Below are 13,782 nucleotides of genomic sequence, written 5' to 3' on the forward strand. Positions count from 1 at the left end.
CTATACCATTAAAAAGAAATAAAGGAAGTTGTTGTGCATAAAAAGATTAGTGCCAGTAAAGGTGAATTACTACTCATACTCGAACCCTATATCGGGAACGTAATTGTCGGTGTTGAGTGTATGCCTTGTTGGTCATAAGCCCTCTTGATAGTCTTTAAGGCATACTACAAGACAAGTTACTAGGGCCTTATCTTTTGCTTTCCGCATTAGTAAATATAAGGTAAACACAGAAACACAAAGTTCGAATGAGTAATTGTTCTAAATGATAAAGGGGCAAAAGTTAGTTAGGATTCTATATCGTAAGTAATAAAAAAACCTTCCCAAGTGAAATGAAAAGAGGTTTTTACTGCCTACTCGGCAGATTGTTGCATTAACTATTATCAGTATGCTCCTAATGCCTTGCATATTAAGCACTTTTCATGGCCGCCTTGACGTAGACATCGAAGCGGTTTTTCTTGGTGGCGATAACGGTGCTGGGTTTGACGCCGTCTAAGTCCTCGGCGTAGTCGGGGCGTTTAACCACCACCCGTTTGGTGGCTAAAGCCATCGCGGGAGCAAGCAAACCGTCGGCATCGAGATCGGCGCCAACTAAAGATTGAAACACCCGCATCTCTTTTTTCACTAAGGCCGATTTTTCACGGTGGGGATACATGGGGTCAAGGTAGACAACATCCACCTGGTGCCCTAATTCTGCCAAAGTCGTTAAACTTGAACCATGCACTAAATGCATGCGTTCTTGCATCCACGGGCCAATATCGGCATCTTGATAGGCACGGCGTAAACCATCTTCGAGTAGCGCCGCGACCACAGGGTTACGTTCAATCATAGTCACACTGCAACCCAGACTTGCCAGCACAAAGGCATCACGCCCAAGACCTGCGGTACCATCGACCACACTCGGCGTCACGCCCTGTTTAAGCCCAACGGCTTTGGCGATTGATTGACCACGGCCACCACCAAACTTACGACGATGAGCAACAGCGCCAGAGACAAAATCTACCACTATCCCTTTTAACTTGGGTTCATCGCGCTTATTGAGCACGAGACAATCATGCTCAAATACCAACTCAAACAAGGAGTCCTTATCAAACACCAGCCCCCAGCGCTCACAGATGGCTTCGAGGGTCGGATAATGGCGATTGAAAAACACGCCGATACTTGGGGCTTGGTCTGATTCTGAAGTCACGATAGCTCGATGGTTAAGGAAATAGCCGCTTTATTATGCCAGAGGCATGATGCCTTATAAAAGCAAAGATACTACTGGGTAAGAAATCCATTTCTTCATCGCAATACGCCTGACGCTGATAATGTCTAAAAAAAACTAAAAAAAACTAAAAACCCTCTCAAAATCCTGAATATATGGGTAAACAACTAGCTGTTCACATTGTCGGCTTCCAGATTCAGGCACACTTTTGCCGCAGTCGCGAACCATAATCACGACGCTTATAAAGACCAAAGTGAGATGAGAGATGATGAAAACCATACGACTTAAAAAGCTAGGCTACTTAACTCTGATAAGTAGTTTATCTCTGGGCCTTGTCGCCTGTTCCGATGGCGAAGATGGCAAGCCAGGTGAAAACGGGAAACCGTCAAATAACGTCAGCACACAAGCCAATACCCTGTCGATCACTATCGACAATACCAGTGTGATCGATAACCGACTGAGCATCGACTTTTCGGCAGAAAACGAATATGCCGTGCCAGTGATAAAAATTGCGGCATTAAAAGTTTATGCTAGCCAATTACAGCCCCAAGCAGAAGGTGAACGCTCACAGTGGCAAACGCTGGCCAGCGAAAGCTGCTCTGAGACTAAAGGTTGTGACGGGATACTCGTCGATAATCTCGATGGCAGTTACCGCTATACCATGCACGCACCATTAGCCCAAGGTGAGACCAGCTTTAATGACGATTTCACCCAACGAGTTCAGCTGAATATTCTCGCGAGTGCGGCTGTCCCCGCCACCACGACAATTGTCGATTTCAACACCGACGGTTCCGACATTGAGGACAATCGCAGCATCATAGATGCGGCGAACTGCTTAAACTGTCACGATGCGATTGCAGACATTAAACATGGCGGCGATAACCTCGAAAGCTGCGCCAGTTGTCACACCAATAATAAGATGTCAGATCCGGGCAAAGTATGGCCGGTACTCGCTCATACCGCTCACATTGGCGTGACGCCACAAGCTCTAGGTAGCTGCACCGCTTGCCACAGCAAAACAGTAAGCGAGCAACAGCCACAGGCCATTAATTGGTACCAAGTCCCTACCCGTGAAACCTGCTCTAGCTGTCACGATATGAGCAGCAATGAGGTGTACAATCACGACTCGCAACTCGATAACAGCAACTGCTTAACCTGCCATGCGCCAGATCGCACCTACGAGGTGCATATGGGCAACCATGAAAAAGCGGTCACTGAAGATCAGCGCAATATTGTCAATGTCGATCTGCGCGACGCCAAATTAGTGCAGCAAGGTGGTCAACACTTTGCTGAAATTAGCTTTACCTTGCTCGACAAGCAAGGACAAGAAATCGCGATCACCGACAATAACCCAGCCAATGCCGATTGGATTAAAAACCTGCAGCTGTATGTCAATTGGGGCGCATCTGTCGATTTTACCAGCAGCCGGGGTTACACCATTTATGTTAAAAGTAACAAGAAAGACATAACCCAAGATGGTAGCGGTAATACCCCAGCAGGTGAACGTGAACGTACGCCGCTATATCGCAGCGAAGGTAATGTTTATACTTATTTAATGGGGCCTATTGTCACGCAAGACCAATTCTCGGGTGACTTGATTGATGATTCTGGCTTTATCTCTAATCGCCTTATCTACTGTTTTGATGAGCAACAAAACTTAGTGAGCTGCGATCAAGCTGGACACAGTAAAAATGCCGAGGCCAATAAACGTTGGTTCTTTAACAAAGCAGGCTTAACCGATGCGCCAGAGGCTAAGCGCCCAGCCATAGTGTCAAATAAGACCTGCGGTAGCTGTCATGGCTATGATGAGTTTAATGATAACTCTGAACTGGCCTGTCGCGGTTGTCATGCACAAGTCACCGATATCAACAAAGAGCTGGCCGATACCACTTGTTTCTCGGGTCACGATCATGACGAATTAGGCGAACACCTACGTCCGTTTAAGCCTCGTGCAATGGCCATCAAAGGTCAGCCTGCCTTCCTCAGCTCTACCGCAGATATCGTCGATCCCTGTTTGGCTTGCCACAATCCAAACACACCACCGACGCAGGCGATCCGTGAAATGCATACCAAACCTAGCGATTGGGATTATATTGAGCAGCTCACCGTTAGCCATCCTGATCACAAAGTGTGGATGCACTCGCTGCATACCAACCAACGCGTGACACAAGATCGTGCTAACGGTGTGCGCAACGTCGAATATCCTGCTGATAAAGCAAACTGTTATCGATGCCACGAAGGTGATACCTTCGGCGTTGATCGCTTAACGGCTATCGGCCGCCCACTGGCACTCGATTTAGACTACAACCCTGACTCGAGAGCCCACCCCGCAACGGATATCAGCGTCGATGCTTATACCTCACCAGTGTCTGCTACCTGTTATGCCTGCCACGCTAAACAGCCAAATAGTGACGGTGAAATGGTCATTAACAAGTCAGTGCGTGCTCATATGGAACAAAACGGCGGCCGTTTTGGGGTAAGCGCTAACGAGCTGCAGGTTGAGTCTTGCGCCGTTTGTCACTCGATAGACAACCTAAAACAGGTGCATAACTTGTAACGTTCAGCTTTCCCTGCAAGGAAATTAATGCCGCTCAACGTTACACGCTGGGCGGCATTAACCCATGAAACACTGAGCTTGATCATACTTCAAAAGTAAACATTTCCTCGTTAATCCTCACCGCCTTATACTGTGAAGGTGAGCCCCTGTAGAGAGTTTCCGTGCAATTAACCCCAGAGTTGAGACTAAACGTTGCGCAGCAACAATTATACAATCGCCATACGTTCTCCTGTATTGATCTTAGCTATGCCGAGACAGCCATACTGCAGCAATTGCTGAGCCAGCAAGGTGAGCTTGTGACCAAAGACGTGCTCATGCAGGTCGGGTGGCCAAATCGTGTGGTCGCACCGTCTTCACTACAACAATGCATTAGCATGTTGCGCAAAAAACTCGCCGATCAGCCAAACATAGAGCTCAAAACGGTTCCGCGCCATGGTTATCTGTTACAGTTACCTCACCAGCCTTCAGTCACTAAGCCTTTGGCGAGACCCTCTATCCCTATGCTATTGGCGGTGGCATTACTGTGTAGCGTGATACTGGGCTATCTGGCTTATACTCAGCAGCAACCACAACTACACGCCTATCAAGAACGGGGGTTAATCAGTACATTAAGTGGTGTTCAGGGGAGCTTTACTCTATTAACCTCGGTTGGTGACAACACCATTGACAACAATATGGCCACACAACGCTTGCATCAGCAACTGCTTGACCAGCCCAGCTCGCCGCCACCATTTAACACCTTTCATGGCTTAGCCCTGTTCAGCGCCAACCGTGACAGTATTGCAATATGCCCCAACTACCAAGAGGGTCAATGCCCAGGCAACCAACTGATCAATATTAGCGGCGATGCCGAGCGTGCCGGACACTTAGCCCTGTCAGATTTCATGAGCACTAAAATTAGAATGGAGCAAAAAACCTATAACAAATTAGCCATCCCTGAGTTGCAGCAACATCAAGGCCAACTTAAAGAACAGATGTATCATGGGGATCTCTATTTTTCGGTGCAAGATAACCGCTTGGTTCGCAGCGATATTCGCATCTCTTTAGTCGAAATATCAGCCGATCAGGGTATTTTTTATTTTGCAGCATGCATAACAGACGAAGATTGTTATTCAACACCCACTCGTTACGAGATCCGTGGTCACTTTAGTCGCAGCAGCGAAATCTGGCCGCAACGCCGCGTCGAACGTTATGACATCAGTATCAATAACACCGAGTTATCGTCACCTAATGCGCTAACAGACACAGCGCAACGCATCTACTTAGCCCTGCGTAAACAGCATCTCACTCAAAAAGCACTGACGTTTTATCGACTCTATCAAGACGACGGCACGGCGATATGGCAATTGCCATTGGCGGGAGATAACTTAGTCTGGATGCAGCGCCATACCTTGCAATTATGATCCCCCTGCGGAGTTGTATATAATGATGCTCCAATGACTCACCACCGATTAAGATCTTTCATGCTAAGTTATCGCCACGGTTACCACGCCGGAAATTATGCAGATGTGCTTAAGCACAGCCTGTTGCTGCAAACCCTTAAGTTGATGCATAAGAAAAATAAACCTATGGTGTATATCGATACCCATGCGGGTGCCGGTGGTTATGCCCTTTCGGATGAGTTTGCGCAAAAAACCGGTGAGTACTTAGCTGGTGTGGCTAAATTGTGGGACAAGGACGACCTGCCACCGCCGCTGCAAGATTACATCAACGATGTTAAGCATTTTAACGGTACTGCTGATCTTGAGTTATACCCAGGCTCACCCTCGTTTGTCGATATGAACCTACGTGAAAACGATCGTATGGTGCTACATGAACTGCATAGCGCCGACTTTCTGACCCTAGATGAGCAATTAGGCGCAGATAAAAAAATCAAGGTGATTAAGGGTGATGGTCTGCAAGGTTTGATAGCTGCTGTGCCGCCACTGGAGCGCCGCGCTGTGGTATTAATCGATCCTAGCTATGAGATGAAAAGCGATTATCAAGAGGTGGCCAAGGCGGTGATTCAGGCCCATAAACGCTTCGCTACTGGCGTGTACATGATCTGGTATCCCGTGGTAAATCGTGCACAAACCGAGTCGATGTTTGAGTTATTAAAGCAAAGTGGTATCCGTCGTCAGCTGCGTATCGAACAAGCCATTAAGGCCGACAGCGATGAGTTTGGCATGACAGCCGCCGGTCTATGGGTCATTAACCCGCCGTGGCAGCTCGATGAGCTGGCGCAAACCACACTCGATTATCTTGGCCCATTGCTAAACCAAGGTGGCGGCAGTACGCAAGTCATCTGGGAAGTGGGTGAATAATCCCTAAGCCATCATAGCGATAGAGCACACCACCGGGCGTGTTCTATCACCTTTACGCTCACGCTCTAAATACAAATTCGCATCTACCGATATCAGCTTATCGCTGAGCTACGCCCATGACTTAGAGAATCAGCGCTGCGCCCCTAGTCGATACCCCACTTAGATTATCCGACTCTTATGCAAATCGCTTATCAGAGCGTACGGTAAGCGGGTCTAGTCCTTGCTCATACCAGCCATCTTTGGTCTGTTTAATGTTATCAAAGGATTGAATATAGGGTTTGATATCCAAAATGGGGGTAGCGTCTAATAGATCCACTCCGCGCACAACAATACGGTTAGCTTCAATGCGAACAATCTCGACAATCGACAAGCCAATCGCGTTGGGACGCTTGGGTGAGCGCGTAGCAAAAATACCCCGCGGCTGATCATCTAGAAACGGAGTCACCTTAAGCTTATAACCTGCCGCTTTATGGATATGAAACACCACATAGATATGCGAAAATTCTTCGAGATCATCTAACCCCTGAACATACTCTTCATTGATGATAAGCTCGGCAATATCTTGAGATATGCCGGCACCCTGCACTGGCACATTTTCTATCTGTTTGAAGGGCGTCTTGGCATAACCTATTGGGGAATATGTGATCATAATGCTCTCTTCTCGGCTCCTGTCAGTTTAATTAGTGGGACTGCGCCAAATCGGCTGCGGTCATACTAACGCCTTTTATTTGGGCAAACAGCGACAGACCTGGCTTTATGGCTAAGTCATCACAGGCCCAACACGTCACATTAGCCCATAATGTATGCCCCGCCAGATCCAATTTAACTTGCCTGTGGTTATCCTCATCGCGCTGCTGCACCTCAATTACGCTAACGGGCACGATATTGCGAATACTGGTCTGCTGCGGCCGAATGCGACACAAGGAGATATGATTAGCATGAATTCGTACCCGAAGTTTTGCGCCGCATTGCAACGAGACGCTGTTCACCCACAGGCTCACATCATCGCTCAGGGTGACCCGAGTCATCGAGTAGTTTTGGTTGACTTCGGCAACGCTCACCTCTAACAGCGAACTTTGTTCTTGCGCCGATAACCAAGGTCGCATCTGCTCACTATTCCATACTTGTTGCAATGAGCCTTTGGCGATCACTCGCCCATTTTCCAACACCAACATATGCTCGGCCAGTTGCAAAATCTCATCTAGGCTGTGGCTAACATACACGATAGGTAAGTCTAAATTTTTCGCTAAATCGATTAAGTAAGGAATGAGTTCCCGTTTACGTGGCAGATCGAGCGAAGCCAATGGTTCATCCATCAATAACATCTTAGGCTTGGTCAGCAGCGCACGGCCAATCGCCACCCGCTGCTTTTCACCGCCCGAGAGTCCAAGGGGATAACGTTTTAACAGTGGCGCGAGCCCCAACAACTGCACCACCTTGGTAAAATGGGCCACATCTTTGTCACGGCAACCATAATTAAGATTGCCGCGCACACTGTAATGGGGAAATAAGCGCGCCTCTTGAAAAACATAGCCGATACCACGCCGCTCTGGCGGCAGATTGATACCCTGCTGCCGACTAAATAGCGTCTGATTGTTTAAGCATATCTCGCCGCTATCGGGTGTCGACAAGCCACCAAGTACATTGATTAACGAGGTTTTTCCTGCACCACTACGACCAAAGATTGCCGTAATTCCGCTCATGGGAAGCTGCGCCGCTACCGCGAGAGATAGATCGCCCAGCTGTTTATTAATATTGATAGTTAACATGTTGCCGATACTCGCCGCTGCGCTTTTTGCGTCAACCATTGAGAGATGATCAATGACAGTAACGCGATAATAATGGCGATAACACACAGCCGAGCCGCCTGACTCTCGGCGCCGGGGGTCTCGATAAATGAGTACATCGCCAGTGGAATAGTGCGAGTCTCTCCTGGAATATTAGAGACGAAGGTAATGGTTGAGCCAAACTCCCCTAGGCTGCGAGCGAAAGCCAGTACCATGCCAGAGATGATCCCCGGCGCCGTTAGAGGCAAAGTTATGGTCATAAATACCCTTAAGGGACTACTTCCTAGGGTTCTGGCGGCCTGCTCTAGCCGCACGTCGACATGCTCAAACGCCTGACGAATCGCCCGCACCATTAATGGAAAAGAGACAATGGCGGCCGCCAATGCAGCGCCGCGCCAATTGAAGCTAAAACTGATACCAAACCATTCAAAAAGACGCTCACCAATAACCCCTTTACGCCCCATAGAGATCAACAGTAGATAACCGATAACCACAGGCGGTAACACCAACGGCAGGTGAATGACGCTGTCAAACAAGGCTTTACCCGGAAACTCCACGCGCGCTAAGAGCCAAGCACAGCCAATGCCCAAGGGCAGGCTAAATAGCACTGCCACTCCAGAGACTTTGAGACTGAGTAATAGCGCGGCAGTCTCATATTCTGTCAATATCACTGTGCAACCTTGAATCCATATTGACTAAAAATGGCTTTCGCTGCAGGTGATTGTAGATAGTGATAAAAAGCGTTAGCGCCAGCGCTAGGCTGCTTATCCACCAAAGCCAATGGGTATTCTATCGGCTTATGGCTATCTGCTGGGAAGGTGCCCACTAAGGCCACGGCATCAGACTGTGATGCATCTGTCGCATACACTATGCCCAAGGGCGCTTCTGCGCGCTCAACTAGGGCTAACGCACCGCGCACGCTATTGGCACGAGCCAGCAGTGGCTCGGCTTGCGACCATAAATGTAGATAGCTTAATGCCTGCTTAGCATAGCGTCCTGCCGGTACATGATCGGGATCGCCCACCGCCAGTCTACCCCCTTGTAAGCTTTGTACGAGTGGCCACTTGGCATCGATATTAATAGGGGCTGAGTTGGCGCTGCTAGGCGCGATCAACACTAAACTGTTTTTTAGCAGAGTGACCTTAGACTCAGCATTTACCGCGTCATTATCAATAAGGTAGTCCATCCATTTTTGATTAGCTGACAGGTAAACCTGCGCAGGGGCGCCTTGGGCTATCTGGCGTGCCAGTGTCGATGACGAGGCAAAAGAAAACACTGTTTGAGTATCATTTTGCTGATCAAACTTTTGCCCCACCTCGGTCAGTGCATTCGTTAGCGAGGCGGCCGCAAACACGGTGACTTTCTCTTGGGCAACACAGGTAAAACTGGCCGCGACAACCACCATGCCGCTGGCCATCAACTTTAAACCTGACCAATACTTGTTAACGCTCATTTCAATGCTCCTAATACCAATCGATATGTAGTTAAATATACAGCGGAATCGATATATACATGGTTACATATCGAATAACAAGTAATCTACGCAAAGAGAGTGAGCTAAGTAGTCTTTTGTCGGCGAATAGGCGACAATTACCTCCTGGTTCTCTAGTGATGATACCCAATGGATTTACAAGCACAGTTAACCCTGTCTATTGCCGATAAAGCGGTAGCTAACCCTAAACGAATCAAGCTGTTAAAGCAGATCGACGTAACAGGATCTATTAGCCAAGGGGCTAAGCTAGCGGGGCTAAGCTACAAAGCCGCGTGGGACGCCGTTAATGACATGAATCATCGCCTGTCGGATGCTGTGGTCGTCAGTGAAAAAGGCGGCAAAGGGGGCGGTGGTGCTCGTTTAACCCCTTTTGGAGAACGATTAGTACAGGTTTACGCCCTAACCGAACAGATGCAGGAGATGGTGTTAGAGGCGCTACTCGATCAGCAGGTGCCAATGCAAAGCCTGCTCGATGTCATGGCGCATTTTTCATTAAAAACTAGCGCCAGAAACCAGATAAGCGCCAAGATCTGTGCTATTGAGCCTTGTGAACTCAATGACAGAATCACGCTTAAGACCTCAGCAGGCCAAACGGTCTTTGCCACTGTGACTCATAGCAGTACTTGCCGACTTGGTTTGACCATGGCTCAATCTGTATTGCTATTGTTCAAGGCACCTCTGGTTGATTTATCGACTACTTTTGTGGTGTCGAGCAGCGACAACCAACTCGAGGGTGAAGTCATCGCAATAAAAACCAATGGCAATTCTTTCGAAGTGAGCCTAGATATTGGCACACCTGAGCCGCTCTACGCTTCAATAACCCGCCAACGAGCCGATGAGATTGAACTGAGCCAAGGTCAACGGCTCTACGGCGTCTTTAAACCTGAACAAGTGATCATTGCTAGCATGAGCTAACGAGCCAAACTTAACGACTCAAGGTTAAATGAGCCTATCAAGGCACCTTATTAAAATAGAAATAAATTAAATATCAAAAACTTATATAAAATCTGGGCGACTTAAATCACTTTGATTATTGGCGACAAGCCAAAACATATGGTTAACCATTAAAAGGGTTCGCAGGGGGTGCCTTGATGATAGATTATCTGCCAGCGATCGACGGCATACTTCCACAGTGATGTGCGCAGCGAGTAACGTTTATCCAGTGCATTGATTGGTTTAAAGCTGGCGCGGTATGTCAGCTGAGCGATATCCTCACTTAGCTGACGAAACTGAATATCGATCACGGTAAATTTAGGGCTGTTTTCTTCGGGCAAGCGCCGCAATATCTCTGGTTTACCAAAACCGAGTCCCGTGGCTCCTATCTCTAAAAAATCATCGTGGATCAAGCGATCGAGTGTCGATGCACTATGGCGAACTTCGGGGTTAAGTAGGGCGAATTCGAGTTCAATAATCGACTGTTTTAACATGGTTGTTACCCGAGTTGTTGATAGCGCTTAAGTAAAATTTTGACCCTTTTGACATAGGCTCGGGTTTCCGGATATGGCGGAATACCTTGATATTGGCTAACGGTCGTCGGCCCTGCATTATAGGCGGCGCAGGCAAGATCAATATCGCCATCGAATCTGGCTAACATCTGAGCCAAATAGCGCGCCCCGCCGTCGATATTTTGGTCAGGACGGTAAGGGTTATTCACACCCAGCTCTTTGGCTGTCGCTGGCATTAGCTGCATCAACCCCATGGCGCCACTGCGTGACAAGGCAAAGACATTAAAGGCTGACTCGGCATGAATTACCGCTCGAATCAAGGCCGGATCAAGCCCATGTTCGCTTGCGGCGCGCTCAATCAACTCATCGTAATCGGCACTAAACAGGGGGATTCTTTGCCAGTCTAATGTTGAGTCGCTCTGGCAGGCAAAACAGTCGTACAGCAGTACCCTAAAATCGCTACTGCTTGGGGCATGATCAGCAAACGCTACCACCCCATTATTCTGCGTGTATTGATAAACCTTAATCTTCTCCGCGGGAGTGTCGATAGTAACCGGCGCATCACTATGACTGAGGCTCCCCTGTTTCGAATAGGCCGCCTTGTAATAGGGTTTACTGGCAGTCTCCTGCGCCCATCCCCCCGCACTCGCTGTCAGTAACGATAACACGGCATAACAAGCTAAAAGTGGCAAACCCCAAGGCGCACGTTTCATTACAATCCAATATCTTGGTCGAGTTTAAGTACCTCAATCATAGCAAACAGCTGCTTCATCTCGCGGTTTATTTGACTAAACTCATGTTCAAATGTTGCCCCGTTAAATATCGAGCCTAATTCGAAGCGATTTTCATTACTCTCCAACATGATCAGTAGCTTATTTTCATAAAAAGCGCACTGTATTCTGCCCGAAAACATCGCAGCCAATTCCTGTAAGCGCTCCATAAAGCTGACCGTCAGCAGATATCTTGCCTCGATTTGATTAGAAGAGAACACATCAAACTGCTGCTCAAAACGAGGATCTTCAAGCTTAACCCGCTCAAGGTTTTTAAAGGAACTTGACAGGAAGTTAACCAAGCCTCCACGGTTTTTAACCACCACAGTATGGCCCTTAAACGCCTTATGACTGCTCAGCAATACCATGACACCGCGAAACACAGTCACAGTTTCAGTGCGTTTATCACGACGTACTTTTTTAGTGAGGGTCAGCTCATTGACGGCGATCTCGACCCCGTTATGCGTGCCCTGCACATAATCATCAAACAAGGCGTTGTCATGACCGGGCAGGAGTTTAGAGCGCTTGAGTAATGGCATACTCATTTTTTGGCTAGGGCTAAAGATAAAATCATCACCAAAATATTTAAATATTTTAGGAAAAACCTGTTGCTTTACATCACTATGGTAGCGACTTATCGGTCTATAACACCACCATGCTAGCACCACTATCGGTAGCAATAATAGCCACCAAGCCTCCAGGTTATAGTGCTGCGCCCCAAAGAAAAGTCCCACTGGTACTAATGCTGCCATTACAGCCGCGCTGATATAGAGTCGCCGCCTTAATGACGTAAGACTGACGACGCGATGACTCTCAAACTTGCGCGTTAATGGCTCGATATGTTGCTGATAATGCGCCTTAAACTGAGCGAGTTCCTCTTTGGGCGCGACTAAACGCTGGGACTGGTGCACCGATTTTATCGGCGCACCAAAAATAAAGCTAAATACGTTCATCTTTGTGATCTAATGCTAGGTCGTTATCGGAATTGATTACAAATAATCGGCGGCATCCACTGGCGCTTTCGAGGCCTCATCGGCTTCATAAAATGGCATCACTTTAACATTAGCCATAGACGCAATGATTGAGCCGGGGAAGACTTCAACCGCGGTATTTAGCTCAGACACAGCAGCATTATAGAAACGGCGAGCCGCCGAAATATGTTCTTCCACCTCGTTATACGTCTGCATAGCTTGCAGCATAGTATTGTCCGATTTGAGCTCTGGGTAGTTTTCAACATTCACCATTAATTGGCCCATCTTAGTATTAAGTTGTTCAGCCTTAGCGAGATGCTGTTTAATCGCTTGGGGATCATTGTTGTCATAACCTGCAGTCACTTGCGTGCGCAGCTCGGTCAGCTCGGTTAATAATGACTGCTCATGCTCCATAAACTTTTTAGCGATCTTGAGGATATTGGGTACTAAGTTAGCCCGTTTCTTCAATTGTACATCGATGCCCGATAATGCCTCGCGTGACGCATTGCGTTTTTTGATCAGGCTGACGTACCAAAGGTAGACAATAATGACCACTATCCCTAATGCTAACAATAAACCTTCCATTCACTCTCCCTTGCCATCGTCCTGGCATATTATGTTTTACTCATCTTTAATCAGCCTGCACTATCATCATTCCAACCAGCAGACACGGTGCAATAGCAGCAGGCATCACCTTCACCAGTCGATGTTATATTGCCAGCGATTAATCAACAGACCATACAATATCAAACTGATACTTATTTAAACCATTTGCAATCAAGCATGACTAAATACGCACTACGTTACTACCTAAACCCGAGATTATCCAGCCTACCTCCCTAATTTAACATCAAATCAACAAAAATCTTAAGTAAACCCTATCCGGATAAATATAACCTTTAATAAACAATAACTAATGTGAAGAGATATCGATGACGATCGCGATGTGAAATGGCATTGCGGGCGACACCTAAACGCCAGTTTAACGACCAGTCTCTCTCGGCTCTGTTTTTGTTGCTACCAAGCGCTGCCAATAACCTTATAGCGGTTCAGCTTAGGTACAGTATGTAGGCGCTATAGTCATTGTCATTGACCTCACTTGACCTTGTGGGTTAATCACAGCTTTTATCCCTTACCTTCCCCAATGTAAGGGATTTTTTTTTGCCCGAAATGCATCGCACCAGCACAGCAAAACTCTCACCACAAGATAAACGCCGTACATGGCGAGAGTCAGCTTTGCCGCGAGGGGCATT

Annotated in this window: 13 protein-coding genes and 1 pseudogene; 5 read left to right on the forward strand and 9 right to left on the reverse strand. The window is 47.6% G+C overall.

Annotation, left to right across the window (positions count from 1 at the left end; genetic code table 11):
- Positions 1-24 precede the first annotated feature (24 nt).
- Positions 25-132, forward strand: a pseudogene (locus tag DVO77_RS14040) (IS110 family transposase); the annotation flags it as partial.
- A gap of 274 nt (positions 133-406) precedes the next feature.
- On the opposite strand, the gene DVO77_RS14045 reads toward DVO77_RS14040, so the two are convergent.
- The gene (locus tag DVO77_RS14045; protein ID WP_249038186.1) at positions 407-1,156 is read right to left on the reverse strand and encodes a class I SAM-dependent methyltransferase; all 750 of its coding nucleotides are present in this window, start codon (positions 1,154-1,156) and stop codon (positions 407-409) included.
- A 313-nt stretch (positions 1,157-1,469) separates the two neighbouring features.
- Between DVO77_RS14045 and DVO77_RS14050 the strand changes: the two genes are divergently transcribed.
- From DVO77_RS14050 to DVO77_RS14060, 3 genes are all read left to right on the forward strand, one after another.
- Complete coding sequence (locus DVO77_RS14050; RefSeq protein WP_119978771.1) at positions 1,470-3,761, forward strand: OmcA/MtrC family decaheme c-type cytochrome; 2,292 nt, start codon at positions 1,470-1,472, stop codon at positions 3,759-3,761.
- Positions 3,762-3,922: 161 nt separating this feature from the next.
- The gene (locus tag DVO77_RS14055) at positions 3,923-5,164 is read left to right on the forward strand and encodes a winged helix-turn-helix domain-containing protein (protein WP_119978772.1); all 1,242 of its coding nucleotides are present in this window, start codon (positions 3,923-3,925) and stop codon (positions 5,162-5,164) included.
- Positions 5,165-5,224: 60 nt separating this feature from the next.
- Complete coding sequence (locus DVO77_RS14060; protein WP_110458349.1) at positions 5,225-6,064, forward strand: 23S rRNA (adenine(2030)-N(6))-methyltransferase RlmJ; 840 nt, start codon at positions 5,225-5,227, stop codon at positions 6,062-6,064.
- A 175-nt stretch (positions 6,065-6,239) separates the two neighbouring features.
- Here DVO77_RS14060 and tsaA read toward each other — a convergent pair whose 3' ends face one another.
- Genes tsaA through modA form a run of 4 tightly spaced genes read right to left on the reverse strand, consistent with a single transcriptional unit; the run spans position 6,240 to position 9,268 of the window.
- Positions 6,240-6,713, reverse strand: coding sequence for a tRNA (N6-threonylcarbamoyladenosine(37)-N6)-methyltransferase TrmO (gene tsaA / locus DVO77_RS14065; RefSeq protein ID WP_119978773.1), 474 nt, complete (start codon positions 6,711-6,713; stop codon positions 6,240-6,242).
- A 31-nt stretch (positions 6,714-6,744) separates the two neighbouring features.
- Positions 6,745-7,833 (reverse strand): molybdenum ABC transporter ATP-binding protein ModC, encoded by a 1,089-nt coding sequence (modC, locus tag DVO77_RS14070; RefSeq protein WP_110458351.1) that lies wholly within the window; start codon positions 7,831-7,833, stop codon positions 6,745-6,747.
- A complete protein-coding gene (gene modB / locus DVO77_RS14075) occupies positions 7,827-8,519 on the reverse strand; it encodes a molybdate ABC transporter permease subunit (protein ID WP_110458471.1) in 693 nt (230 codons plus the stop codon). Before modB ends, modC begins: the two co-directional genes overlap by 7 nt.
- Positions 8,519-9,268 (reverse strand): molybdate ABC transporter substrate-binding protein, encoded by a 750-nt coding sequence (gene modA / locus DVO77_RS14080; RefSeq protein WP_373317372.1) that lies wholly within the window; start codon positions 9,266-9,268, stop codon positions 8,519-8,521. The genes modB and modA overlap by 1 nt, the downstream gene beginning before the upstream one ends.
- Positions 9,269-9,472: 204 nt before the next feature.
- Here modA and DVO77_RS14085 point away from each other — a divergent pair, with 204 nt between their 5' ends.
- Positions 9,473-10,258: a TOBE domain-containing protein gene (locus DVO77_RS14085; protein WP_119978775.1), complete on the forward strand. Its 786-nt coding sequence runs from the start codon at positions 9,473-9,475 to the stop codon at positions 10,256-10,258.
- 149 nt (positions 10,259-10,407) lie between these two features.
- Here DVO77_RS14085 and DVO77_RS14090 read toward each other — a convergent pair whose 3' ends face one another.
- From DVO77_RS14090 to DVO77_RS14105, 4 genes are read right to left on the reverse strand one after another with little or no spacing between them, the layout of a single operon-like run.
- Entirely contained in the window at positions 10,408-10,770 is a 363-nt protein-coding gene (locus DVO77_RS14090; RefSeq protein ID WP_119978776.1) for a nuclear transport factor 2 family protein, read from the reverse strand.
- A 5-nt stretch (positions 10,771-10,775) separates the two neighbouring features.
- Positions 10,776-11,501: a lytic transglycosylase domain-containing protein gene (locus tag DVO77_RS14095; protein WP_119978777.1), complete on the reverse strand. Its 726-nt coding sequence runs from the start codon at positions 11,499-11,501 to the stop codon at positions 10,776-10,778.
- On the reverse strand, positions 11,501-12,511 hold the full coding sequence (locus DVO77_RS14100; RefSeq protein ID WP_110458356.1) for a DUF3137 domain-containing protein: 1,011 nt from the start codon (positions 12,509-12,511) through the stop codon (positions 11,501-11,503). The genes DVO77_RS14095 and DVO77_RS14100 overlap by 1 nt, the downstream gene beginning before the upstream one ends.
- A gap of 36 nt (positions 12,512-12,547) precedes the next feature.
- Positions 12,548-13,114: a LemA family protein gene (locus DVO77_RS14105; protein WP_110458357.1), complete on the reverse strand. Its 567-nt coding sequence runs from the start codon at positions 13,112-13,114 to the stop codon at positions 12,548-12,550.
- Positions 13,115-13,782: the final 668 nt, after the last annotated feature.

Source organism: Shewanella algidipiscicola, from assembly GCF_003605125.1.
Taxonomy (GTDB): Bacteria; Pseudomonadota; Gammaproteobacteria; order Enterobacterales; family Shewanellaceae; genus Shewanella; species Shewanella algidipiscicola.